The sequence below is a fragment of the Mesorhizobium huakuii genome, assembly GCF_014189455.1.
GTDB lineage: Bacteria > Pseudomonadota > Alphaproteobacteria > Rhizobiales > Rhizobiaceae > Mesorhizobium > Mesorhizobium huakuii_A.
Genome location: NZ_CP050296.1, coordinates 2,486,574 through 2,512,032 on the forward strand (window position 1 = coordinate 2,486,574; position 25,459 = coordinate 2,512,032).

21 protein-coding genes are annotated in these 25,459 nt (G+C 64.0%); 8 read left to right on the forward strand and 13 right to left on the reverse strand.

Features of this window, described 5'->3' with window-relative positions:
• Positions 1 to 84 precede the first annotated feature (84 nt).
• The 7 genes from atpD to HB778_RS12295 form a co-directional block, all read right to left on the reverse strand.
• Positions 85 to 1,680, reverse strand: coding sequence for a F0F1 ATP synthase subunit beta (gene atpD / locus HB778_RS12265; protein WP_183464130.1), 1,596 nt, complete (start codon positions 1,678 to 1,680; stop codon positions 85 to 87).
• 70 nt (positions 1,681 to 1,750) lie between these two features.
• Positions 1,751 to 2,635: a F0F1 ATP synthase subunit gamma gene (locus tag HB778_RS12270; RefSeq protein ID WP_095204820.1), complete on the reverse strand. Its 885-nt coding sequence runs from the start codon at positions 2,633 to 2,635 to the stop codon at positions 1,751 to 1,753.
• A gap of 46 nt (positions 2,636 to 2,681) precedes the next feature.
• Entirely contained in the window at positions 2,682 to 4,211 is a 1,530-nt protein-coding gene (gene atpA / locus HB778_RS12275; protein WP_115140939.1) for a F0F1 ATP synthase subunit alpha, read from the reverse strand.
• Complete coding sequence (locus HB778_RS12280; protein ID WP_183464132.1) at positions 4,211 to 4,771, reverse strand: F0F1 ATP synthase subunit delta; 561 nt, start codon at positions 4,769 to 4,771, stop codon at positions 4,211 to 4,213. Before HB778_RS12280 ends, atpA begins: the two co-directional genes overlap by 1 nt.
• Before the next feature lie 246 nt (positions 4,772 to 5,017).
• The gene (locus tag HB778_RS12285; RefSeq protein WP_064981315.1) at positions 5,018 to 5,413 is read right to left on the reverse strand and encodes a DUF4345 family protein; all 396 of its coding nucleotides are present in this window, start codon (positions 5,411 to 5,413) and stop codon (positions 5,018 to 5,020) included.
• Positions 5,414 to 5,507: 94 nt separating this feature from the next.
• Positions 5,508 to 6,203 carry an aspartate/glutamate racemase family protein gene (locus HB778_RS12290; protein WP_183464134.1) on the reverse strand — a complete coding sequence of 232 codons (696 nt, stop codon included), beginning with the start codon at positions 6,201 to 6,203 and terminating at the stop codon, positions 5,508 to 5,510.
• Between the two features lie 50 nt (positions 6,204 to 6,253).
• Complete coding sequence (locus HB778_RS12295; protein WP_183464136.1) at positions 6,254 to 8,437, reverse strand: primosomal protein N'; 2,184 nt, start codon at positions 8,435 to 8,437, stop codon at positions 6,254 to 6,256.
• Between the two features lie 91 nt (positions 8,438 to 8,528).
• Between HB778_RS12295 and fsa the strand changes: the two genes are divergently transcribed.
• Positions 8,529 to 9,185, forward strand: a complete 657-nt coding sequence (fsa, locus tag HB778_RS12300) for a fructose-6-phosphate aldolase (protein ID WP_019861850.1) — start codon at positions 8,529 to 8,531, stop codon at positions 9,183 to 9,185.
• 87 nt (positions 9,186 to 9,272) lie between these two features.
• On the opposite strand, the gene HB778_RS12305 is transcribed toward fsa, so the two are convergent.
• The 3 genes from HB778_RS12305 to leuS all read right to left on the reverse strand — a co-directional run bounded on the left by HB778_RS12305 (position 9,273) and on the right by leuS (position 15,232).
• The gene (locus HB778_RS12305) at positions 9,273 to 11,777 is read right to left on the reverse strand and encodes a DNA translocase FtsK (RefSeq protein WP_183464138.1); all 2,505 of its coding nucleotides are present in this window, start codon (positions 11,775 to 11,777) and stop codon (positions 9,273 to 9,275) included.
• A gap of 265 nt (positions 11,778 to 12,042) precedes the next feature.
• On the reverse strand, positions 12,043 to 12,621 hold the full coding sequence (locus HB778_RS12310) for an LPS assembly lipoprotein LptE (protein ID WP_183464140.1): 579 nt from the start codon (positions 12,619 to 12,621) through the stop codon (positions 12,043 to 12,045).
• Positions 12,608 to 15,232: a leucine--tRNA ligase gene (leuS, locus tag HB778_RS12315; protein WP_183464149.1), complete on the reverse strand. Its 2,625-nt coding sequence runs from the start codon at positions 15,230 to 15,232 to the stop codon at positions 12,608 to 12,610. The genes HB778_RS12310 and leuS overlap by 14 nt, the downstream gene beginning before the upstream one ends.
• Before the next feature lie 156 nt (positions 15,233 to 15,388).
• Between leuS and HB778_RS12320 the strand changes: the two genes are divergently transcribed.
• The 3 genes from HB778_RS12320 (at position 15,389) to HB778_RS12330 (ending at position 17,662) form a co-directional block, all read left to right on the forward strand.
• A complete protein-coding gene (locus HB778_RS12320) occupies positions 15,389 to 16,051 on the forward strand; it encodes a YggS family pyridoxal phosphate-dependent enzyme (RefSeq protein WP_183464152.1) in 663 nt (220 codons plus the stop codon).
• Between the two features lie 110 nt (positions 16,052 to 16,161).
• Positions 16,162 to 17,211, forward strand: a complete 1,050-nt coding sequence (locus HB778_RS12325) for an aldo/keto reductase (RefSeq protein WP_183464153.1) — start codon at positions 16,162 to 16,164, stop codon at positions 17,209 to 17,211.
• 94 nt (positions 17,212 to 17,305) lie between these two features.
• Positions 17,306 to 17,662, forward strand: coding sequence for a hypothetical protein (locus HB778_RS12330; RefSeq protein ID WP_183464154.1), 357 nt, complete (start codon positions 17,306 to 17,308; stop codon positions 17,660 to 17,662).
• A 35-nt stretch (positions 17,663 to 17,697) separates the two neighbouring features.
• Here HB778_RS12330 and HB778_RS12335 read toward each other — a convergent pair whose 3' ends face one another.
• On the reverse strand, positions 17,698 to 18,420 hold the full coding sequence (locus HB778_RS12335; protein ID WP_183464155.1) for a neutral zinc metallopeptidase: 723 nt from the start codon (positions 18,418 to 18,420) through the stop codon (positions 17,698 to 17,700).
• 122 nt (positions 18,421 to 18,542) lie between these two features.
• Complete coding sequence (locus HB778_RS12340) at positions 18,543 to 19,448, reverse strand: LysR substrate-binding domain-containing protein (RefSeq protein ID WP_183464156.1); 906 nt, start codon at positions 19,446 to 19,448, stop codon at positions 18,543 to 18,545.
• 138 nt (positions 19,449 to 19,586) lie between these two features.
• Here HB778_RS12340 and HB778_RS12345 point away from each other — a divergent pair, with 138 nt between their 5' ends.
• Both HB778_RS12345 and HB778_RS12350 read left to right on the forward strand, forming a co-directional pair.
• Entirely contained in the window at positions 19,587 to 20,768 is a 1,182-nt protein-coding gene (locus tag HB778_RS12345; RefSeq protein WP_183464157.1) for an MFS transporter, read from the forward strand.
• Positions 20,769 to 20,824: 56 nt separating this feature from the next.
• Positions 20,825 to 21,859: an aldo/keto reductase gene (locus HB778_RS12350; protein WP_183464158.1), complete on the forward strand. Its 1,035-nt coding sequence runs from the start codon at positions 20,825 to 20,827 to the stop codon at positions 21,857 to 21,859.
• 160 nt (positions 21,860 to 22,019) lie between these two features.
• On the opposite strand, the gene HB778_RS12355 is transcribed toward HB778_RS12350, so the two are convergent.
• Entirely contained in the window at positions 22,020 to 22,292 is a 273-nt protein-coding gene (locus HB778_RS12355) for an usg protein (RefSeq protein WP_183464159.1), read from the reverse strand.
• Positions 22,293 to 22,595: 303 nt separating this feature from the next.
• Between HB778_RS12355 and acs the strand changes: the two genes are divergently transcribed.
• Positions 22,596 to 24,551: an acetate--CoA ligase gene (gene acs / locus HB778_RS12360; protein ID WP_183464160.1), complete on the forward strand. Its 1,956-nt coding sequence runs from the start codon at positions 22,596 to 22,598 to the stop codon at positions 24,549 to 24,551.
• Positions 24,551 to 25,300 (forward strand): MOSC domain-containing protein, encoded by a 750-nt coding sequence (locus tag HB778_RS12365; RefSeq protein WP_183464161.1) that lies wholly within the window; start codon positions 24,551 to 24,553, stop codon positions 25,298 to 25,300. The genes acs and HB778_RS12365 overlap by 1 nt, the downstream gene beginning before the upstream one ends.
• Positions 25,301 to 25,459 lie beyond the last annotated feature (159 nt).

The window sequence follows — 25,459 nt, forward strand, 5'->3', positions numbered from 1 at the left end:
TAGGAAATAGTGAGTAGCGAGTAGGGAAGAAACTCGCTCGGCTCACCTTGCCCTATTCGCTACTCCCTATTCGCTATTCGCTTCTTATGCCGCTTCAGCCGCCAGGCGCTGTGCCTTCTCGACTGCTTCCTCGATGCCGCCGACCATGTAGAAGGCGGCTTCCGGCAGGTGATCGTAGTCGCCGTTGCAGAGGCCCTTGAAGCCCTTGATGGTGTCGGCGAGATCGACCAACTTGCCCGGCGCGCCGGTGAACACTTCGGCGACGAAGAAGGGCTGCGACAGGAAGCGCTCGATCTTGCGGGCGCGGGCGACCGTCTGCTTGTCCTCTTCCGACAGCTCGTCCATGCCCAGGATGGCGATGATGTCCTGCAGCGACTTGTAGCGCTGGAGGATCGACTGCACCTGGCGGGCGACGGCATAGTGCTCGTCGCCGACAACCAGCGGGTCAAGCATGCGCGAGGTCGAATCCAGCGGATCGACGGCCGGATAGATGCCCTTCTCGGCGATGGCGCGGTTCAGCGTCGTCGTCGCGTCAAGGTGGGCAAACGAGGTCGCCGGCGCCGGATCGGTCAAGTCGTCGGCCGGCACGTAAATGGCCTGCACCGAGGTGATCGACCCCTTGGTGGTGGTGGTGATGCGTTCCTGCAGCGCGCCCATGTCGGTGGCGAGCGTCGGCTGATAGCCGACGGCCGACGGGATACGGCCGAGCAGAGCCGACACTTCCGAACCCGCCTGCGTGAAGCGGAAGATGTTGTCGACGAAGAACAGCACGTCCTGGCCCTGGTCGCGGAAATATTCGGCAACCGTCAGGCCGGTCAGGCCGACGCGGGCACGGGCGCCCGGCGGCTCGTTCATCTGGCCGTAGACCAGCGCGGCTTTGGAGCCTTCGCCGCCGCCCTTCTTGTTGACGCCGGATTCGATGAACTCGTGATAGAGATCGTTGCCTTCGCGGGTGCGCTCGCCGACGCCGGCGAACACCGAATAGCCGCCATGCGCCTTGGCGATGTTGTTGATCAGTTCCTGGATCAGCACGGTCTTGCCGACGCCGGCGCCTCCGAACAGGCCGATCTTGCCGCCCTTGGCGTAAGGCGCCAGCAGGTCGAGCACCTTGATGCCGGTGATCAGGATCTGCGCTTCCGTCGACTGCTCGACATAGGCCGGAGCCGGCTGGTGGATCGAGCGCATCTCGGTCGCGTCGACCGGGCCTTCTTCGTCGACCGGCTCGCCGATGACATTGATGATGCGGCCGAGCATGCCCGGGCCGACCGGCACGGAGATCGGGCCGCCGGTGTCGCGCACTTCCTGGCCGCGCACCAAGCCTTCGGTGGAGTCCATGGCGATGCAGCGCACGGTGTTCTCGCCGAGATGCTGGGCAACTTCGAGCACCAGGCGGTTGCCGACATTGGTGGTCTCGATCGCATTCAGGATCGGCGGCAGGTGATCGCCGAACTGCACGTCGACGACGGCGCCGATGACCTGGCGGACCTTGCCGACAACGCCGGTTGCCTTGGTGGCAACGGCCGAGGTCTTGGCCGCGGCGGCCTTGGCGGGCGCTGCCGCCGTCTTGGCCGGATCTGCCTTAGCGGCTGCGGCTGGAGCCTTGGCCGCCTTCGCGGGGGCTGCGGTCTTCGCGGCTGCGGCCTTGGGGGCTGCCGTCTTGGGGGTCGCTGCTTTCGCCATCGTCTTTACCCTTTTCGTCCTTTGTTTCTCACGCGGTCCGGTCGCGGGCAGATTGACCCGCGAACCGCGTCTAGAGCGCCTCGGCGCCCGAAATGATTTCGATCAGTTCCTTGGTGATCTGCGCCTGCCGCTGGCGGTTGTAGGTGATCGACAGCTTGTTGATCATCTCGCCGGCGTTGCGCGTCGCATTGTCCATGGCGCTCATCTTGGCGCCCATCTCGCCGGCCGCGTTTTCGAGCAGCGCCCGGAAAACCTGCACCGAGATGTTGCGCGGGATGAGGTCGGACAGGATTTCACCCGGCTCCGGCTCATACTCGTAGACGGCATTGCCGCCATCCACCGCCTCGGCGGGAGCCGAAGCGACGCCGGCCGGAATGATCTGCTGCGCGGTCGGAACCTGGCTGATCACCGACTTGAACTGCGAATAGAACAGCGTGCAGACGTCGAAGGCACCTTCGTTGAAGAGGTGGATGACCTTCTTGGCGATCGCGTCGGCGTTGACGAAGCCGAGCGTCTTGACCTCGCGCAGGTCGATACGATCGAGGATCATCGCTGCATAGTCGCGGCGCAGTATGTCGAAACCCTTCTTGCCGACGCAGATGATCTTGACCTGCTTGCCGTCAGCCAAAAGCCGGCGGATATGGTCGCGGGCGTGACGGGCGATCTGCGAATTGAAGCCGCCGCACAGGCCGCGCTCGGCGGTGCAGACGACGAGCAGATGCACGTCGTCCTTGCCGGTGCCGGTCATCAGCGCCGGGGCATCGCCGCCGCCGCCGATCGCCTGGGTGATGTTGGCCAGGACGGAACCCATGCGCTCCGAATAGGGGCGCGCCGCTTCCGCGGCCTCTTGCGCACGGCGCAGCTTCGCCGCGGCGACCATCTGCATCGCCTTGGTGATCTTCTGCGTCGCCTTGACCGAGGCGATACGGTTACGAAGGTCTTTTAATGAAGGCATGCTTCAAACCTGATCCCGTCTTGTCTCATCCGGACTGGCGCTTCGCTCAGGCGAAGGTCTTGGCGAAAGCGTCGATCTCGGCCTTCAGCTTGGCGCGCAGATCGTCCGACAGCGCCTTTTCCTTGCGGATGGCGTCGAGAACGTCCTTGCCGGCCGCACGCATGTGGCTGAGCAGGCCATGCTCGAACTTGCCGACCTGGTTGACCGGCAGCTTGTCGAGATAGCCATTGACGCCGGCGAAGATCACCGCGACCTGCTCTTCCGTCTTCAGCGGCGAGAACTGCGGCTGCTTCAGGAGTTCAGTCAGGCGCGATCCGCGGTTGAGCAGGCGCTGCGTGGCGGCATCGAGGTCCGAGCCGAACTGCGCGAAGGCCGCCATTTCGCGGTACTGCGCGAGCTCGCCCTTGATCGAGCCGGCAACCTGCTTCATCGCCTTGATCTGCGCGGCCGAGCCGACGCGGCTGACCGACAGACCGACGTTCACCGCAGGACGGATGCCCTGGAAGAACAGGTTGGTTTCGAGGAAGATCTGACCGTCGGTGATCGAGATCACGTTGGTCGGGATATAGGCCGACACGTCGTTGGCCTGCGTCTCGATGACCGGCAGCGCGGTCAGCGATCCGCCGCCCAGATCGTCATTGAGCTTGGCGGCGCGCTCAAGCAGGCGCGAGTGCAGGTAGAAAACGTCGCCCGGATAGGCTTCGCGGCCCGGCGGGCGGCGCAAGAGCAGCGACATCTGGCGATAGGCGACAGCCTGCTTCGACAGATCGTCGTAGCTGATCAGCGCGTGCATGCCGTTGTCGCGGAAATATTCACCCATGGTGGCGCCGGCGAACGGCGCCAGGAACTGCATCGGCGCCGGATCGGAAGCGGTGGCGGCGACGATGATCGAATATTCGAGCGCGCCGCGCTCTTCCAGCACCTTGACGAACTGCGCGACGGTCGAGCGCTTCTGGCCGACGGCGACGTAGACGCAGTAGAGCTTTTCCTTCTCGGGACCGTTGTCGTGCACCGACTTCTGGTTGAGCATCGTGTCGAGGATGATGGCGGTCTTGCCGGTCTGACGGTCGCCGATGACCAGCTCGCGCTGGCCGCGGCCGACCGGGATCAGCGCATCGATGGCCTTGAGGCCGGTCGACATCGGCTCGTTCACCGATTTGCGCGGGATGATGCCGGGCGCCTTGACGTCGACGCGCTTGCGTTCGGTCGCCTTGATCGGGCCCTTGCCGTCGATCGGATTGCCGAGCGCGTCGACGACGCGGCCGAGCAGGCCCGGACCAACCGGAACGTCGACGATGGCGCCGGTCCGCTTGACGATGTCGCCTTCCTTGATGTCGCGGTCGGCGCCGAAGATGACGACGCCGACATTGTCGGCTTCGAGGTTGAGCGCCATGCCGCGGATGCCGCCGGGGAATTCGACCATTTCGCCAGCCTGGACATTGTCGAGGCCGTAGACGCGGGCGATACCGTCACCGACGGACAGGACCTGTCCGACTTCGGAGACCTCGGCCTCCTTGCCGAAATTCTTGATCTGGTCTTTCAGAATTGCGGAAATTTCCGCGGCGCGGATGTCCATCAGCCGACCTCTTTCAGTGCAAGCTTGAGCGAATTGAGTTTGGTTTTGAGCGACGTATCGATCTGGCGCGAGCCCATCTTGACCACCAGCCCGCCGAGCAGCGACGGATCGACGGTGACGGAGATGGCCACGTCCTTGCCGGCAACGCCCTTCAGCGCAGCCTTGAGTTCTGTCTGCTGGGCAGCCGTCAGCTCATGAGCCGACGTCACTTCAGCAGAGGTCTCGCCGCGATGTTCGGCTGATATCTGGCGGAACGCCTTGATCATGCCGGGAACGGCGAACAGCCGGCGGTTCTGGGCGACGACACGCAGGAAGTTGCCGGCGAGACCAGTGATCCCGGCCTTGTCGGCGATCGCCGCGATGGCCTTGGCCTGGTCCTCGCTGGAGAACACCGGGCTGTTGATCAGCCGGGTCAGGTCAGCGCTGCCCGCGAGCATAGCCTCGAAACTGTTGAGGTCGGCCTCGACCTTGGCCACGGAATTTGCCTGCAGGGCGAGTTCGAACAGCGAACCCGCATAGCGTTCTGCGACACCTGAGATTGGCGATGACGATTGAGCCACGGACCGTCTTTTCTCTTGTCTGACAGGCCGCAGATTGTTGGCGCGAGCAAAAACTCTGGCTAAATCTTTGACCTTACTGCATTTTTTCAAGCACGGAGGCGCGGCTTCCGCTATCCCCGGCCGAAAGTCGATTGCCGTCTAGCACAGGCATTTTAAGACCGCAATGCGTCGTTCCGCATGCTTTTCAGGCACTATTGTCGCATCCGGCGAAAGACTCGCGCCTTATGCGCCGGAATACCCTTGGATTCAGGGCACAAAGCCGAAGGCAAAGGCGAGCGGCAATGCCGCCAAGACCAATTCCACCACAATGGAAACCCAATTGAAAGGTGTGTTGGCGCCATCCGACATCATCGACAGCAGCCGGCCGAAGGCGGTGAACAGCCAGGAGAAGCCGAGCGCCATGTAAACCAGCGGCTGCGCCAGCAGGATACAGCACAGGCCGACGCCGAGATAAAAGCCCGACATCCTGCCGCGCCCCTCGGCGATCGCAGCCGCTTTCTCCGGCTTGGCCTGCAGGCGCAGGATGCGGAAGGCGAGGCTAGGTGCCAGGAAAAACAGAAGCCCGAGCAGCACAGTGAAGACGGCGCTCGACCAGGCCAGCCATTCGCCCTGGCTCGTCGGCCATGGAAGCGCAAAGTCCATCTTGTCCCCTCGAAATGCCTGTTTTGAAATCCCGGGCATTCTAGCGGAGGAAAAGAAGCGCGCCAGATGGTGGCGGGCAATTTAGGAGGGCGCATCAACCCAGCGCGAATTCCACGGCCGCCTCGGCATGGATGCGCGTCGTGTCGAAGACCGGAATGTCGAAATCGTCCTGGCCGATGAGCATGGTGATCTCGGTGCAGCCCATGATGATACTGTCGGCGGCTTCTTCGCGGCGCAGGCGTTCGGCTTCTTCTATGTAAGCCGCCTTCGAAGCGTCGGTGACGATGCCCTGGCAGAGCTCGTCATAGATGACGCGATGCACCATGTCGCGCCCGGCGGCATCGGGCACAATGGGCGACAGGCCGTATTTGTCGGCGAGCCGGCCCTTGTAGAAATCCTGCTCCATGGTGAAGCGCGTCGCCAGCAGCGCCGGGCGCTGCATGCCGGCACGCTTGATCGCCATCGCGGTGGCATCGGCGATGTGGATCAGCGGGATAGATACGGACGCCTGCACCTGGTCGGCCAGTTTGTGCATGGTGTTGGTACACAGAACCAGCCCTTCCGCACCGCCCGCCTCGAGCTTCCGCGCCGCTTCAATCAGAAGCACGCCGGCACCATCCCAATCGCCATGATGCTGCCGCTCGGCGATCTCGGCAAAGTCGAACGACCAGAGCAGCAGTTTGGCCGAATGCAGCCCGCCGAGGCGCTCGCGCACGATCTCGTTCAAGAGCCGATAATAGATGGCGGTCGATTCCCAGCTCATGCCGCCCAGAAGGCCAAGGGTTTTCATGTGATCTTCCGTTTCTCGCTGGCCTGCAGCGTATCGCCGATATCGCGACCTTACAAAAAGCTCTGCGGATCAATATCGACCTGCACCCGGACCGAACCGCGCTGTTTCGGCCCGTTGGCCAGCATGGCGCGGATAAAGCCTTGCATGTCGGCGCGCCGTTCGCCCTGGATCAGCAGGCGAAAGCGGTGGCGGCCGCCGAGCAGCGACAGCGGTGCCTCGGCGGGGCCTAGCACGAACAGGTCTGACGACTCGGGCGCGGCGCGGCGCAGGCCGCGTGCATGGCCTTCGGCTTCGGCTCGCGTCACCGCGCTGACGATGACGCCGGCCAGCCGGCCGAACGGTGGCAAGGCCGCCCGTTCGCGCTCGGCGATTTCGCGCTCGTAAAAAGCTTCGGCATCGCCGGAGACGATCGCCCGCATCACCGGATGGTCGGGCTGGAAAGTCTGCAGCAGGCCGAGGCTCTTCTTGCCTGTGCGGCCGGCGCGGCCCGTGACCTGGCTCAGCAATTGGAAAGTGCGCTCGGCGGCGCGCGGATCGCCATTGGCAAGGCCGAGGTCGGCATCGACGACGCCGACCAGCGTCATGTTGGGAAAATTGTGCCCCTTGGCGACGAGTTGCGTGCCGATGACGATGTCGGCCTCGCCATCAGCGATCGCCTCCAGTTCCAGCCGCAGCCGCCGCACCCCACCCATCAGGTCGGACGACAAGACGATGGTGCGCGCATCGGGAAAATGCGTGACGACCTCCTCGGCGATGCGCTCGACGCCCGGCCCGCAGGCGACCAGATGATCGAGCGTGCCGCATTCCGGGCAGGCTTCGGGGCGGCGCTCATTGTGCCCGCAATGATGGCAGACAAGCTGGCCGCGGAAGCGGTGCTCGACCAGCCAGGCCGAGCAGACCGGGCAGCCGAAACGGTGGCCGCAGACCCGGCACAGTGTCAGCGGCGCATAGCCGCGCCGGTTGAGGAACAAGAGCGACTGTTCCTTCTTCTCCAGCGTCTTGCGCATGTGGTCGATCAGTACCGGCGACAGGAAGCCGCCACGCGCCGGCGGGGCGCGCCGCATGTCGATCGACTTCAGCTGCGGAAGTGCGGCCTCGGCGAAGCGGGCGGAGAGAATGGCCCTGTTGTATTTGCCTTGGCTCGCATTGACCCGGCTTTCGACCGAAGGCGTCGCCGACGCCAGCACCACCGGAAAGCTGCCGATATGGCCGCGCACCACCGCCATGTCGCGCGCATTGTAGAAGACACGGTCTTCCTGCTTGTAGGCGGGGTCGTGCTCCTCATCGACGACGATCAGGCCAAGCTCCTTGAACGGCAGGAATAGCGCCGAGCGGGCGCCGGCAACCACACGCACCGTGCCCTCAGCCACTTGCCGCCAGACTTTTTCGCGCATCCTGGGTGGCAGGTCCGAATGCCATTCGCCCGGCTTGGCGCCAAAACGCTGCTGGAAACGCTCGAGGAAAGCGTGGGTCAGCGCGATTTCCGGCAGTAGGATCAGCACCTGCTTGCCCTGGTCGAGCGCGGCCGCCACCGCCTCGAAATAGACCTCCGTCTTGCCCGACCCGGTGACACCATCGAGCAGCGCGACATTGAAGACGCCGGCCGCGACATTGGCGCGCAGCATCGATGCGGCCTCGCTTTGGTCCGGCATCAGTTCCGGCACGGCGTAGCTCGAGTCAGGTGCGGCGACCACCGGTCGCGGCGGGATCATCACCGTCTCGAACACACCTTGCGCCTTGAGCCCCTCGATCACCGTTGATGACACGCCGGCCGCATGGGCGAGGCCCGAGCGTGTCCAGGCCAGTCCGCCCTCGGCCGTCTCCAGCACGCGCGCCCGCGCATCCGTCATCCGGTCGGGAACGAGGAGCGTTCGCTGCAGCCCCTCGATCCAGGGTTCCGGATCGAAGGCCTCCGGCGCGCGGAGCAGCATGCGCGCCACCATGCCCGGCGCCGACAGCGTGTACTGCGCCACCCAGTCGACGAAACGGCGCATGGCGCGGTCGATCGGCGGGCAATCGAAAACCTGTTCGATCGGGCGCAGCTTTTTCGCATCGATATTCTCGACCGCGCCGTCCCAGACGATGCCGGCGACCTGGCGCGGCCCGAGCGGCACGCGCACGATCGAGCCCGGCAGGACGCGCATGCCGGCCGGCACGGCATAGGTGTAGGGGCGTTCGGCAGGCATCGGCACCAGCACCGGTGCGGCTGCGACAAAGGGCGAATCTTCGATCATGAGGCGTGACCTTGCCCTGACTTTGGTCTAGATCAAAGAGCAACGCTGAACGTGCCTTCCCAAGCACGACGAAATCGTCAGGAGACCCGCCATGAAATTTTTTGTCGACACCGCCGACATCAAGGATATCCGTGAACTCAACGATCTGGGACTGCTCGACGGCGTCACCACCAATCCGTCGCTGATCCTCAAATCCGGCGGCAAGATCGCCGACGTCACCAAGCAGATCTGCGATATCGTCGCCGGTCCGGTCTCGGCGGAAGTCGTGGCGACCGAGTACAAGGACATGATGGCCGAGGCCGAGGTGCTGGCCAAGATCGCGCCCAATGTCTGCATCAAGGTGCCGCTGACGCTGGACGGCCTGAAGGCCTGCAAGACGATCCGCACCCAGATGAACCGCATGGTCAACGTCACGCTGTGCTTCTCGGCCAACCAGGCGCTGCTCGCCGCCAAGGCCGGCGCCTCGTTCATCTCGCCCTTCGTCGGCCGCATCGACGACACCGGCTCGGACGGCATGGAGCTGATCCAGGAGATCCGGCAGATCTACGACAATTACGATTTCCAGACCGAGATCCTGACCGCTTCGGTGCGCACGGTGAACCACGTCAAGCAGGCGGCGCTGATCGGCGCCGACGTCATCACCGCGCCGCCGGCGACGCTGAAGGCGCTGGTCAAGCACCCGCTGACCGACAAGGGCCTGGAACAGTTCCTCGCCGACTGGGCCAAGACCGGCCAGAAGATCGGCTGAGGTCGCATCGCTTCAATAAGAAAAGGCCGGGCGACCGGCCTTTTTTATTGCGAGTCGGAAGAAGCCACGCCGCCGAGGGGCGGCCGATCAATCGGTGCCCTCGTCTTCAGGCGCGGCTGCCTGCGGGCGCCGGCCCATGATGATCTCGCGCTTGCCGACATGATTGGGCGCGCCGACAAGCCCTTCCTTCTCCATGCGTTCGACCAGGGATGCAGCGCGGTTGTAGCCGATACCGAGGCGGCGCTGGATGTAGGACGTCGAGCATTTCTTGTCGCGCACCACCACCTTGACCGCTTCCTCATAGCTGGAATCGCCGTCCTCGGCCGCGACCGCCCCCTTGTCGAAGACCGCGCCCTGGTCGTCGTCGACCTCTTCGTCATCCTCGTCGGCGGTCACGGTTTCCAGATATTCCGGGCGGCCTTGCGCCTTCAGATGCGCCACGACATGCTCGACCTCCGCGTCGGAGACAAAGGGGCCGTGCACGCGCGAAATCCGGCCGCCACCCATCATGTGCAGCATGTCGCCCTGGCCGAGCAGCTGCTCGGCGCCCTGCTCACCCAGGATGGTGCGGCTGTCGATCTTGGAGGTGACCTGGAAGGAAATGCGGGTCGGGAAGTTGGCCTTGATCGTGCCGGTGATGACATCGACCGAGGGACGCTGCGTCGCCATGATCAGATGGATGCCGGCCGCACGCGCCATCTGCGCCAGGCGCTGGATGGCACCTTCGATCTCCTTGCCGGCGACCATCATCAGGTCGGCCATCTCGTCGACGATGACGACGATGTAGGGCATCGGCGCCAGATCGATTTCCTGCTGCTCGAACAGCGGCTCGCCGGTGCCCTTTTCGAAGCCGGCCTGCACCGTCATGACGACCGCCTCGCCCTTGTCGCGGGCCTGGGCTGCGCGTTCATTATAGCCGTCGATGTTGCGCACGCCGAGCCGCGCCATCTTGCGATAGCGGTCCTCCATCTCGCGCACCGCCCATTTGAGCGCGGTGACCGCCTTCTTGGGGTCGGTGACGACGGGCGTCAGAAGATGCGGAATGCCATCATAGACCGAGAGCTCGAGCATCTTGGGATCGACCATGATCAGCCGGCATTCTTCCGGCTTCAGCCGGTAGAGCAGCGACAGGATCATGGTGTTGATGGCGACCGACTTGCCGGAGCCGGTGGTGCCGGCGACGAGCAGATGCGGCATCTTCGCCAGTTCGGCGATGACAGGCTCGCCGCCGATCGTCTTGCCGAGGCAAAGCGCCAGCTTGCAGCTGGTCTTGCGGAAACCCTGCGATTCGATCAGCTCGCGGAAATAGACCGTCTCTCGCGTCTCGTTCGGAAGCTCGATACCGATGACGTTGCGGCCGGGCACCACGGCGACGCGCGCCGAAACCGCCGACATGGAGCGGGCGATGTCATCGGCGAGACCGATGACGCGGGACGATTTGACGCCCGGCGCCGGCTCGAACTCATAGAGGGTGACGACCGGACCCGGGCGGACGTGGATGATCTCGCCGCGCACGCCGAAATCCTCGAGCACGCTTTCCAGAAGATCGGCATTCTGCTCGAGCCGCTCCTGCGACATGTAGAAGCCCTGCCCTTCCGGCGGCTGCTGCAGCAGCTCTTCCGAGGGAAGTTCGTACGCCTCGCCAGTCGTGGCCGGCACGATCTTGCCGGCCTTGGGCAGTGGCGCTGACACGCGCACGGCCGGAGCGTGTACAAGCTCCTCCGCGCCTTGCGCGACCTGCGCCGGTGCGCCGTTGCTGGCAATGGCGGGAACTGCAACCGCCACCTGGGCCCGTCGCGGTGCGCTGCTCGCCACCGGCTGGACCACGGCTTCGTTCGAGTTGGCCGGCCGGACCTCCGGCAGGACAGACGGAGTCTGCTGGCCTGGAAGGCATTCGATCACACGAAACAACGCGGTCGGATCGGCAGTGGGCGCGGCGCGGACGCCGGCCCGTCCCGCGGCAATCGACGTGGCCGCGCGCGGAACCGGGGCAGCCCGCGGCGCCGGTGACGAACCTTCGATCATGTAGGGCGCCATCAGTTCGAAGAAAACGTGATCCGACAGAAAGGGCCAGCGCACGTTGTCGCGGCCTGGTGTCTTGACCGGCGCAGCCATTCCTTGGGCGGACGCCGCCGATGCGGATGTCCGTACCGGCGCGGCCGTCCTCGGACCAATCGGCGCAACAGCCCGTGCCTTTTCGCTGGTATGCCCGGCTGGAATAGATGGCACGGACGAGGCAGGAGGGCGGCGGCTCGTCTGCGGGGGCAAGGCGGCGTGGGACGCCGTGGTGGATTTTGCCATCGCCGACGGCGCCGGCGGCGCCAGTGGTTCATTTTGCTCGGCGGCAATTTGGTCGCGCTCCGGGCGGTGCGTCTTGGCTTCGTAGTCCGGCGTACGCGTAAACCGCACATTGGGCGCCAGGAAGAAATACTCTTGCCAGGCAGGGCTTTCATTGCCGCCGAGATCAACAGGTGGCGGGAGATTGCTGGCCTTGGTCGCGCCGGGCTGCTGACCGTTGAAACGCTTTCTCTCGGGGTCGTCGGGCGAAGCTGGCTTCAATGAATTGACCCGAGGAAAACGCTTGGATTCCATTCTCAAGACTCACTCTGAAATGTCTGCTGAGACATAGGGAGCGAGTGGTTAACAGTTGCTTCCCGTCAGCACCGTTTGGGCGACTGAAATGTATCTTTCGCGGCGATGTATGGGATCCGGAAACGAGCAGATGATCGTCATTCGGTGATCACCCGCACATCCCTGCGTCGAGCTAAAAAAGTGAACTGAAATATGACACTCGGCCGCTGCGAGGCGGCCGGACACCAGGATCGAGAGGGCGTCTTTCGTGAAACGAAGAGTGGCGCTAGCTCGCCGCCTTGCCGTGCCGGACCAGATCCTGGGCGATGGACAGTTGCAGCGCCTCGGCCAGTTCGCGCGCGGCGCGATTTTCGGCATCGATCTGCGCCCGGTACGAAGCGAATTCCTGGCGCGGCCTGTCGAAGGACGAGGTGATCGCACGCTTGCCGACCGTGATGACGGCGCCGGTTTTCATATCGGTCAGCGCATAGCTAGCGTTCAGCGTCACAGAACCGGCGGTCGGCTCGTCTTCGTCGGTTCCAACCTGCACGAGCGCTGCCGAATCGACGGCTTCGGTCACAGTGAGATCGAGCGAATAGAGCGGCGAGGCCGGTTCGCCGGCGCCACGCCCGAAGCCGAAGATCAGATTGTTGCGCACCTGCTGGGCATAACGCGTCTTGACCGGCTTGATGGCGATCGATGCCAGTTCGGTATTGGCGGTCGAGCCCGTCGACAACGGCGCGTTGGAATAGAGCGGCCGCACCGTGCAGGCCGAAACCAACGCCAGCGAGCCGACAAGGCCGGCAAGCGCCACGCGGCGCAGCAAGCGGCTCAGCTCTGTCTTTTCCCGATCAGGCAACGACATTGACGATCCTCTGCGGCACGATGATCACCTTGCGCGGAGCCTTACCTTCGAGCGCTTTCTGCACGAAGTCGAGAGCCAATACCGCTTTTTCGACCGCACCTTGGTCCGCGTCGCGGGCAATTGTCAAATCCCCCCGCTTCTTGCCGTTGACCTGTACCGGATAGGTCACTTCGTTGTCGACGACCAGCGCCGGATCGAAGACCGGCCACGGCCGTTCGGCGACCAGATCGGTGCCGCCGAGCGTCTCCCAGCACTCTTCGGCCAGATGCGGCATGACAGGCGCGATCAGATGCACCAGGATCTCGACCGCCTGGCGGCAGGCGCCTTGCAGTGCCGGATCGGCCTTGCCTTCCGCCACCTGGTTGAGCGGCGTGGTCAGCACGTTGGCCAGTTCATAGATGCGGGCGATGGCACGGTTGAAGCCGAGCTTTTCGATGTCCTCGCCGACCGCTTTCAGGATCTTGTGCGTGGCCTTCGAGACCGCTCCCGCCTCACCGGCGTCAGTCGCGGCAGGCTTGACGCCTGCCAGCGTCTCGGCCGATGTCGACACCAGCCGCCAGATGCGCTGCATGAAGCGATGTGCGCCAGCAGCGCCATCGTCGGTCCATTCGACATCGCGCTCGGGCGGCGAATCCGACAGCATGAACCAGCGCGCCGTGTCGGCGCCGTAGCCGTCGGTGATGTCTTCCGGGCTCACCGTGTTCTTCTTCGACTTCGACATCTTCTCGAGCGGGCCGATGGTGACAGGCTCGCCGGTGGCGATATCGAAGGCACGACGTTCGCCGTCGACGCCCTCCAGCCGCACCTCGGTCGGCGCCAGCCAGCGGCCGTTCGAAGCCGATCCGACGCGATAGGTCTCGTGCACCACCATGCCTTGCGTGAACAGGCCCTTGAACGGCTCGGCCAGATCGACATGGCCGGTCTCGCGCATGGCGCGGGTGAAGAAGCGCGAATAGAGCAGATGCAGGATCGCGTGCTCGATGCCGCCAATATACTGGTCGACCGGCAGCCATTCATTGGCCGCCTTGGGATCGGTCGGCTCATGAGCCCAGGGGGCGGTGAAGCGGGCAAAATACCAGGACGAATCGACGAACGTGTCCATCGTGTCGGTCTCGCGGCGTGCATCGCCACCGCATTGCGGGCACTTCACATGCCGCCAGGTCGGGTGCCTGTCGAGCGGATTGCCCGGCCGGTCGAAATCGACATCGTCCGGCAGCTTGACCGGCAGGTCGGCTTTGGGAACCGGCACCACGCCGCAATCCTCGCAATGGATCATCGGGATCGGGCAACCCCAGTAGCGCTGGCGCGAAATGCCCCAGTCGCGCAGGCGGAAATTCACCTTGCGCTCGGCCATCGGCCGGTTGCCGATCGTCTTCTGCTCCAGGAGCTTCGCCACCTCGTCGAAAGCGCGGTCCGGCTTCATGCCGTCGAGGAAGCGTGAATTGATCATCACGCCGTCGTCGACATAGGCTTCCTCGATGATCTGGAACGACTTCGCATCGCCGCCTTCCGGCATCACCACCGGGATCACCGGCAGGCCGTATTTGTTGGCGAAGTCGAGGTCGCGCTGGTCGCCGGACGGGCAGCCGAAGATGGCGCCGGTGCCGTACTCCATCAGCACGAAATTGGCGACGTAGACAGGCAACGTCCAGCTGTCGTCGAACGGATGGACGACACGGATGCCGGTGTCGAAGCCCTTCTTCTCGGCCGTCTCAAGCGCCGCCACCGAGGTGCCCATATGGCGGACCTCGTCGATGAACTTCGCCAGCTCTGGATTGGTCTCGGCGGCCTTTTTGGCCAGCGGATGATCGGCGGCGACGGCCATGAAGGAGGCGCCGAAAATGGTGTCGGGCCGCGTCGTGTAGACTTCCAGCTCATGCTCGCCGGCAACATCTGAGGCCAGAGGCCAGCGGATCAGCAAGCCTTCCGAACGGCCAATCCAGTTCTGCTGCATCAGCTTTACTTTTTCGGGCCATTCGTCGAGGCCGTCGAGCGAATCCAGCAGGTCCTGCGCAAAATCGGTGATCTTGAAGAACCACTGCGTCAGCTCGCGCTGTTCGACCAGCGCGCCGGAGCGCCAGCCGCGCCCGTCGATGACCTGCTCGTTGGCGAGCACCGTCATGTCCTCCGGGTCCCAATTGACCTTGGAGGATTTGCGCGTCACCAGCCCCTTCTCGACGAAATCGAGGAACAGCATCTGCTGGCGGTGGTAGTAATCGACGTCGCAGGTGGCGAATTCGCGTGCCCAGTCCAGCGACAGGCCCATGACCTTGAGCTGCTCGCGCATGGTGGCGATGTTCTGGTAGGTCCATTCCTTGGGATGGACCTTGTTCTGCATCGCCGCGTTCTCGGCCGGCATGCCGAAGGCGTCCCAGCCCATCGGGTGCAGCACGTTGAACCCCTTGGCCCGCTTGTAGCGCGCCACCACGTCGCCCATCGTGTAGTTGCGGGTATGGCCGATATGGATGCGCCCCGACGGATACGGGAACATCTCGAGCACATAGTATTTCGGCTTCGGGTCGTCATTGCGCGCTTCGAACAGCTTCTTCTCGGCCCAGGCCTTCTGCCATTTGGGCTCTGACGCGCGCGGATTGTATCGTTCGGTTGCCATGGGACGTTTTTCACTTAAAAGCAGGCGCGAACCGCGGGCGACTGGCTCGGCGGTTCAGGGAATGTGGTCCGGGTGTTCACCATGGTTTGGCAAACCCGTCAACCATATGGGCATCGCGGCGGTTAAAAACGCGGGTCAAAACAGCGGGATTTGCATATGGGTGACACCGTTCAGCAGTTTTTCGCGGTCAAGGCGAAGATCGCCGCCGCCGAGCAGGAGGCGCGCCGCGAGGCCGGCGCGGTGACGCTGGTGGCCGTCTCCAAGACTTTTGCTGCCGCTGACATCCAGCCGGTGATAGAGGCCGGCCAGCGCGTCTTCGGCGAGAACCGCGTCCAGGAAGCGCAAGGCAAATGGCCGGCGCTTAAGGAGGCCATTGCCGATATCGAACTGCATCTGATCGGTCCGCTGCAGTCGAACAAGGCCAAGGAGGCGGTGGCGCTGTTCGACGTCATCGAGACGGTCGACCGCGAGAAGATCGCTGCCGAACTCGCCAAGGAAATCGCCAGGCAAGGCCGCGCACCGAAACTCTATGTCCAGGTCAACACCGGCTCCGAGCCGCAGAAGGCCGGCATCGAGCCGCGCGACGCCGTGGCTTTCGTCGCCCGCTGCCGCGATGTCCACGGCCTCGCCATCGAAGGCCTGATGTGCATCCCGCCGGCCGACGAGAACCCCGGCCCGCATTTCGCCCTACTGGAAAAATTGGCGCGCGAAGCAGGCGTCGAAAAGCTGTCGATGGGCATGTCCGGCGACTACGAGACGGCAATCGCCTTCGGCGCCACCAGCGTCCGCGTCGGCTCGGCGATTTTTGGTAGCCGCTGACAAGCCGCAAGCGTTAGTCCAGTTTGGCGAGGCGGCTGCGCCACCACTAGAAACGAAACGTTCCGTTCCTATTTGTTTTGTGTCATCACAATTCTCCTGGAGCTTTCACCATGCGCTACAACCAGCTTGGCAATACGGGGATGTTCGTCTCCGAACTGTGCCTCGGCACCATGACCTTCGGCGCCGCCGGCGAAAATGCCCAATGGGGCCTGATCGCCAGCCTCGACCAGAAGGGCGTCAACGAGATCGTCGGCCGCTCACTCGCCGCCGGCGTCAATTTCTTCGACACGGCCGACGTCTACTCCTTCGGTCAGTCCGAGCGCCTGCTCGGCCAGTCGCTGCGCGATCTCGGCGTCGCCAGGTCGAGCGTGGTCATCGCCACCAAGGTGCATGGCGCCATGGGCCAGGGTCCGAACGAACGCGGCTCCTCGCGCGGCCACATCATGGATTCGGTCGATGCCAGTCTCGAACGGCTGCAGCTCGACCATATCGATCTCTATCAGCTGCACGGCACCGACGCGGTGACGCCGATAGACGAGACGCTGCGGGCGCTCGACGACCTCGTTGCCAGCGGCAAGGTCCGTTACGTCGGCGTTTCCAACTGGGCGGCATGGCGCATCGCCAAGGCCCTCGGCATTGCCGACCGCAGGGGCTTTGCCCGTTTCGAGACCATCCAGTCCTACTATTCCATCGCCGGCCGCGACCTCGAACGCGAGATCGTGCCGCTCATCAACGAGGAGAAGCTCGGCCTGATGGTGTGGTCGCCGATGGCCGGCGGCCTGCTCTCCGGCAAATACGGCCCCGGCGCGCCCGGCAATGGCGAGGGCCGCCGCGCATCCTTCAACTTCCCGCCGGTCAACGAGGATCGCGCCTGGGCAGCCGTCGCCGTCATGCGCGAGATCGCCAAGAAGCATGATGTCAGCGTTGCCACCGTGGCGCTCGGCTATGTCCTGGCCAAGCCTTTCGTGATGAGCGTGATCATCGGCGCCAGCCGGATGGACCAACTCGAACAGAACCTTGCCGCGGCTGAAGTGAAGCTCGATGCAGACGATCTCGCCAAACTGGACGAGGTCAGCGCGCTGCCGGCCGAATATCCCGGCTGGATGCTGGAGCGCCAGGCAGCTGGCCGCCGCCCGGCGCCGTTCACGCCGAAGGCCTAACCGGCTTCACACGATTTTCAGGAAAGCCGCGTGTCCCTTCGGGCGCGCGGCTTTTTTCTCGCTTCGTCAAGGCCGCACGCGTCGCTTGTACCGGATGCGGGTTCGCAGCTACCATTTTGACGCCGGAGCAACATCAGGGGCGATGATGGTACCATCCGCCGAGGAATTTCGAGACAGGATTGTCGCGATCATAGCTGATCGCCAGGCTGCGGCTTCCGCAAGTCCTTATGATTGGAAGGTCTGCGTTGGTGCGGTCAGTGCCGCGCGAGACGAATTTGAAAAGGTCGTCGTCGCTGGTACGCCGCATGACTACGCAGCCGACGTCATTGCTCGTTTGGAGCGGCTGCGGGACGCATATTACGACCCGGATGGAGAGTACACTTCCGGGCGATCGGACATCGGAACCGTCATTGAAAGGATCCGGAAAGCCTTGAGGTCTATCGGCCAGTGATGGCGCAACTCGCCCGGCAAGAGGTGGGCTTGGCGTCAAAGAGGATTGGCAAAAGTGTTGCAGTCCGCGATCGCTTTTCCGGCAAGGCCCCGATCATACCAGCGGATCCTCTGCTCCGAGGTGCCATACCTTTTTGCCGTCGAATTTCTGGCGGCGTTGGCGGCCTGATCGTCTGCGAGCGATCGCAACAGGTCCCTGGCCTGCGTCAGATCGGTGTCTTCTAACAACCCCTTGTCCCAGACATAGTGGCTCCACAGTCCGGCAAAGCAATCGGCCTGGAGCTCGACCTGTTCTGATCGGATGATGGCGGCCTCCTGGTTGCCGTCGGTCACGGCCGGGGGCGAAACGGCTGCGATGTTCTGCACATGGTGCCCAACCTCCCGGGCGACAATCAACGCCTTGGTGAAATCTCCGGTCAAACCGATCTCTCGCAGCTCGGGGAACGCCGGATCGAGATAAATCTTGTGGTCTGCCGCGCAATATGATGTCCCGGAAACAGCACCGCATGCGGTGGCGATGAAGCCGGTGAACAGCACCAGCTTGGGCTCCTCATAGGTCGATCCGCCCGCTTTGAAGGTGGCACCCCAGAAATCCTCGGTTTCCGCCAGCACCACGGAGAGGAGCTGTTTGACGTTGTCGTCGCTGGCGTTTGCAGCAGGTGCAGATGTCGAGGCCTCGGCAGCCTCGGAGATCGTCGGGAAATGCAGCCCTGTCGCTATGGCAAGTAGCGATGCCGTGACCAAGGACAAGCGGACCAATTCACGCCTCCTGAACTGCCAACGCTCTCGGTGCCCGGGCGCGAAGCGCCTACGACGACCGGACGGGATTCCATATCCTGCCCCTGCCGGGTTGTCGAACAGGCCTTGAAAACCGCGCTTCGTCAGAGCCGCACGGTCTCGGCCAGGAAATCGAGAAAGGCCCGCACCCGTGCCGGCAGGTGCTGGCCCTGGCCGACATAGACCGCGTGCGTCGCCTCCTCGTCGCCCGGATTGAAATCCTCCAGCAGCGCCACCAGCCGCCCGGCGGCGATATCGGCCGCGACGTGCCAGCGCGCCAACCGGGAGATGCCGGCTCCGGCCAACGTCATCAGTCGCATCGCCTCACCGTCACTGACCAGCGTGTTGCCGGTGATCGGGACCATGACCGCGCGGCCTTCCGCGTCGACAAACGGCCAGCCATCGATATGCCTGACGAAGCCGAAGCCCATGCGGTTGTGGCTGTCGAGATCGGCCGGCGTCAGCGGCGTGCCATGCACCTCAAGATAGGACGGTGCCGCAACCATGACCACCGGGCTCTGCCCGAGCTTGCGCGCCACCAGCCGTGATTCGCCGAGCGGCCCGGCGCGGATGGCGACGTCGGCGCGTTCGGCCATCAGGTCGATGACGCTGTCGGTCAGCACCAGATCGACCGATATTTCGGGGTAGCGTTCGAGGAAACGCGGCAAAAGCGGGATCAGCCGGTGCACCCCAAACGGCACGTAGCTGTTGACCCGCAGCCGCCCGCGCGGCGCGGCACCCGCCGCCGCTTCGCGTTCGGCCGCCGCCATGTCGGCCAGGATGCGCAGCCCGCTCTCGTAGAAGGCGGTTCCCTCTGGCGTCAGCTGCAGCTTGCGTGTCGAACGGCTGACCAGCCGCGCCCCGAGCCGGGCTTCCAGCCGCGCGATCAGCTTGCTCACCGCCGACGGCGTCATGCGCAACGCGCGTGCCGCGGCCGAGAAGCTGCCCGCCTCGACGACGCGCACGAACACTTCGATCTCGCCGGAGCGGTTGATGTCGGATCTCGCCATCTGTGAATCTATTTCACAGAAAATGTGCCCAATGCAAGTCTGGTTCACAGAGTGTGGCAACACGATCTTTCGGGTCGGGGCGCGGATTGGACAAGGCGCTCGTCGCCTTAACGGCCCGTCTTCGAAGTGGAAACCGCCATGCCTCTTGCTCTCTACGCCCTCGCCGCCGGTGCCTTCGGCATCGGTGTCACTGAATTCGTCATCATGGGTCTGCTCATCGATGTCAGCAAAGACCTCGGCGTCTCGATCTCGGCCGCCGGCCAACTCATTTCCGGCTATGCGCTGGGCGTCGTCATTGGCGCGCCGCTGCTCACCATCGCCACCGGCACCTGGCCGCGCAAGACCGTGCTTCTGGCGCTGATGGCGATCTTCACGCTGGGCAATCTCGCCTGTGCGCTGGCGCCCGACTACTGGACGCTGATGGGCGCCCGCATCATCACCGCCTTTGCCCATGGCACCTTCTTCGGCGTCGGCTCTGTCGTCGCCACCGGCCTGGTCGCGCCCAACAAGAAGGCCTCGGCGATCGCGCTGATGTTCACCGGGCTCACCATCGCCAACATCCTCGGCGTGCCCTTCGGCACCTGGCTCGGCCAGGCCTTTGGCTGGCGCGCGACCTTCTGGGCAGTGACCCTGGTCGGCCTGGCGGCCTTCGCCGTCATCCTTCTTCTGGTGCCGCGCAGCCAAGAGGCACCCGAGAAGAGTGATTTGCGCGCCGATCTTGCCGTGCTGCGCCGTACGCCCGTCCTGCTCGGCCTCGCCACCACCGTGCTCGGCTACGCCGGCGTCTTCGCCGTCTTCACCTACATCGCTCCGTTGCTGACCGAGATCAGCGGGTTCAAGGAAGCCGCCGTATCGCCGATCCTGCTCGTCTTCGGCGGCGGCCTCATCGCCGGCAACCTCGCCGGCGGCAAGGTCGCCGACCGCTGGCTGATGCCGGCTGTGCTGGGCAGCCTTGTGGTGCTGGCCCTGGTGCTCGCGACCATGAGCTTTGCCATCCACAGCCAGGTCTTGGCCGTGATCTATGTCGGCCTGCTCGGAGCCGCTGCCTTCGCCACCGTGGCGCCGCTGCAGATGTGGGTGCTGGACAAGGCGCAAGGCGCCGGCCAGAGCCTCGCCTCGTCCTTCAACATCGCCGCCTTCAATCTCGGCAACGCCGCCGGCGCGTGGCTTGGCGGCGCGGTCATCGCCCATGGCATGGGGCTGGGTTCGCTCACCTGGGTCGCCGCCTTGCTGCCGGTCGCGGCGCTCGGCGTGGCCGGGCTGGCCCTGCGCCTCGATCGCACCAACGCGCTCGGCGCGCCGGTCTCTGTCCGGTTCTGACGCTCGTCTGCGGATCGGATCGCCTTTCCCCTTTCCAAACCATCAGGAGTAAGAAAATGGACTGTCGACGTTTGGGCGCATCGGGCCTCAAGGTGCCCGCACTTTCGTTCGGCGCGGGAACCTTCGGCGGCTCCGGCCCGCTGTTCGGCGCCTGGGGCAATAGCGACGCCAAGGAAGCGCGGCGGCTGGTCGACATCTGCCTGGAGGCCGGAGTCAATCTGTTCGACACCGCCGACGTCTATTCGAACGGCGCTTCGGAAGAGGTGCTCGGCGAGGCGATAAAAGGCCGTCGCGATGCCGTGCTGATCTCGACCAAGACGTCCTTGCCGATGGGCGACGGGCCGGCCGATTACGGCTCTTCCCGCTCGCGGCTGATCAAGTCGGTGGACGCCGCGCTGAAGCGCCTCGGCACCGATTACATCGACCTGTTGCAGCTGCACGCCTTCGATGCTGGCACGCCGATCGAGGAGGTGCTGTCGACGCTGGACGAGCTCGTGCGTTCCGGCAAGCTGCGCTATGTCGGCGTCTCCAATTTTTCCGGCTGGCAAGTGATGAAGTCGCTGGCGGAAGCCGACAAGCACGGCTACCCGCGCTACGCCGCACATCAGATTTACTACTCGCTGGTTGGCCGCGACTATGAATGGGAACTGATGCCGCTCGGCCTCGACCAGGGCGTCGGCGCGCTGGTGTGGAGCCCGCTCGGCTGGGGTCGGCTGACCGGCAAGATCCGCCGCGGCCAGCCTCTGCCGGAAAAGAGCCGGCTGCATGACACGGCTGATTTTGGTCCGCCGGTCGAGGACGAACATCTCTACCGCGTCATGGACGCGCTGGACGCGGTGGCGCAGGAAACCGGCAAGACCGTGCCGCAGATCGCCATCAACTGGCTGCTGCAGCGCCCGACCGTGTCGTCGGTGATCATCGGCGCCCGCAACGAGGAACAATTGCGCCAGAACCTCGGAGCCGTGGGCTGGTCGCTGACCCCGGACCAGATGAAGAAACTCGACGCCGCAAGCGAAGTCACCGCGCCCTATCCGTACTTCCCCTATCGCCGCCAGGAAGGCTTCGCCCGGCTGAACCCGCCGGCGGTGTGAGCGCCACGCGCCGAAGCTAGGGCGTGTCGAGATTCAGGTCAGGCCGAGTCGAGAATGGTGGCCTCCGAGTACCGGAGCGGAGCGTACTTAAAGTACGTGAGCACCGGAAGCGCAGGAAGCCGCCATTCGCAGGCCGGCCTCACCTGAATATCGGCATGCCCTAATGCAGCACGAACTCGCCGTCCACCTTGCGCCATTCATTCGGCGCGATCAGCTTCTGGTGCGTGTAGACAACCGAGTGCAGCGGCCCGTCGAGCTTGGCCTTCCAGAAATCGATGAAACGGACCAGCACCGGAAACTCTGGCGCCAGATCGTAGTCCTGCCAGATGAAGCTCTGCAGCAGATGCGGATGATCGGGGAAGTGATAAAGAATCTTGGCCGTGGTCAGGCCATAGCCTTTGAGCATCAAGTCCATTTCGGCATGGTCGCGCATTGCGGTCCCCAGGTTGATTAACCTCGCCTCCCAACGCAACATTGTGCGCGCCGTTGCTTAACTGTCTATTGATTTTTCCTGATCGAAACAGGCTTTTCGACGCGAAAACATACAGTTAGCAGCGGACCTGCTCGAGTGCTGACAGCACTTGGCGATGCCCCTGCGGCATCCAGCCGCGCGAATCCAACGTCTAATGTTGCCGTCACGGCGGAACTGGTAATAATGCCGCCGAATTCGCGGCTGCTTCGCCGCGATCCCGCTGGCGTTTCAAGCCGGCGGATTGGTTCGGGAGGAAAATCAGGAATGTCCGAGGTTCATGTCCATCGCGTCCAGCCGGCGTGGAAGAAGAATGCGCTGATCGACAACGACACGTATCTCAAATGGTATGCCGACAGCATCAAGAACCCGGACAAGTTCTGGGGCAAGCACGGCAAGCGCATCGACTGGTTCAAGCCCTTCAGCAAGGTCAAGAACACCTCCTTCGACGGCAAGGTCTCGATCAAATGGTTCGAGGATGGGCTGACCAATGTTTCCTACAATTGCATTGACCGCCACCTGAAGAAGCGCGGCGACCAGACCGCCATCATCTGGGAAGGCGACAACCCCTACGACGACAAGAAGATCACCTACAACGAGCTCTACGAGCACGTTTGCCGGCTCGCCAATGTGATGAAGAAGCACGGCGTCAAGAAAGGCGACCGCGTCACCATCTACATGCCGATGATCCCGGAAGCCGCCTATGCGATGCTCGCCTGCACGCGTATCGGCGCCATCCATTCGATCGTCTTCGGCGGCTTCTCGCCGGACGCGCTGGCCGGCCGCATCGTCGACTGCGAATCGACCTTCGTCATCACCGCTGATGAAGGCCTGCGCGGCGGCAAACCGATCCCGCTGAAGGAGAACACCGACAAGGCGATCGACATCGCCGCGAAGAACTTCGTCATGGTGAAGAACGTCGTCGTCGTGCGCCGCACCGGCGGCAAGATCGGCTGGGCACCTGGCCGCGACGTCTGGTATCACGACGAAGTCGCGACGGTGAAGGCCGAGTGCAAGCCGGAGAAGATGAAGGCGGAAGACCCGCTGTTCATCCTCTACACCTCAGGCTCGACCGGCAAGCCGAAAGGCGTGCTGCACACCACCGCCGGCTATCTCGTCTATGCCTCGATGACGCACCAATATGTCTTCGACTATCATGACGGCGACATCTTCTGGTGCACCGCCGATGTCGGCTGGGTCACTGGCCACAGCTACATCATCTACGGTCCGCTCGCCAATGGCGCCACCACGCTGATGTTCGAGGGCGTGCCGAACTATCCCTCGCAGTCGCGCTTCTGGGAAGTCATCGACAAGCACAAGGTCAACATATTCTACACCGCCCCGACGGCGCTGCGCGCGCTGATGGGCGCCGGCAACGACCCGGTGAAGAAGACATCGCGCAAATCGCTGCGCGTGCTCGGCTCGGTCGGCGAGCCGATCAATCCGGAAGCCTGGGAGTGGTATTTCAACGTCGTCGGCAACGGCAAGGTGCCGATCGTCGATACCTGGTGGCAGACCGAGACCGGCGGCATCCTGATCACACCACTGCCGGGCGCCACCGACCTCAAGCCAGGTTCGGCGACGCGGCCCTTCTTCGGCGTCAAGCCGCAACTGGTCGATGGCGAAGGCAAGGTGCTGGAGGGTGCGGCCGACGGCAATCTCTGCATCACCGATTCCTGGCCAGGCCAGATGCGCACCGTCTATGGCGACCACGACCGTTTCGTGCAGACCTATTTCTCCACCTACAAGGGCAAGTACTTCACCGGCGATGGCTGCCGCCGCGACGCCGACGGCTACTACTGGATCACCGGTCGCGTCGACGATGTCATCAACGTCTCCGGCCACCGCATGGGCACGGCGGAAGTCGAATCGGCGCTGGTCAGCCATGATAAGGTCTCGGAGGCCGCCGTCGTCGGCTATCCCCACGACATCAAAGGCCAGGGCATCTACAGCTATGTCACCTTGATGAAGGGGGAAGAGCCGACCGAGGAACTGCGCAAGGAGCTCATCGCCCATGTCCGCAAGGAGATCGGCGCCATCGCCTCGCCCGACAAGATCCAGTTCGCGCCGGGCCTGCCCAAGACGCGCTCGGGCAAGATCATGCGCCGCATCCTGCGCAAGATCGCCGAGGACGATTATGTCGCCCTCGGCGACACTTCGACGCTTGCCGATCCGGCCGTCGTCGACGACCTCATCGCCAACCGGCAGAACAAGAAGGGCTGATGCGGGACGAGATGGCATTGGGCTCTGTCAGCCAGCTCTGGCGCTATCCGGCGAGTTCGCTCGCCGGCGAGCGCCAGGACGCCATCCTGGTCGGACCGATGGGCATGGCCGGCGACCGCATGTTCGGCCTCGTCGATAGCTCTGACAACGAGATCGCCCGGCCCGACCGCGAGGCGAAATGGCACAAGGTGCCGCGCATCCGCACCCGGCTGGCCAATGACCGCGACCTGGAGATCGCCGTCCCTGACGGCGACTGGCTGAGCGCACCCGGTGCCGAATGCGACCGCGCTATATCGGCCTATCTCGGCTTCGCCGCCTCGATCCGGCCGTTCGGCCAGGAGAATGCGCCGCCAGCCTATTCCGGCCCGGTCACCGCGGCCCGCTATAGCAAGGCGCCGATCCATCTCCTGACCACGGCTTCGCTGGCGCGGCTGAAGGCGCTGCATCCGGAAGGTGCCGCCGACCCGCGCCGCTTCCGCCCCAACATCGTCGTCGACATGGCAGCGGTGGAAGGCTCGTTTCCCGAGACCGAATGGATCGGCCGAAAGCTCGCCATCGGCGATTTGCTCCTGACGATTTCCGAACCGTGCCGCCGCTGCGGCTTCACCATCATCGCCCAGGACGGCTTCGACACCGATCCGGCGATCCTGCGCAATTTGGTTCGCCACAACGCGCACAATCTCGGCGTCTATTGCACGGTCGACCGACCGGCCCGCGTCGAGATCGGCGCGCCGATGCGCTTCATCTAAATCATACCGCCAACGCCGCGCCGTGTAGCGACGGTATGATCCCTGCACCTCCCTGCAAGCTTGGTGCAGCGTGTAATACGCCTGACAGAAAACGGCGTCATACACCCCCGACGCGATCCCGTCCTGCTGCCCGACACCTTGAAATCCCAACGATCGGAG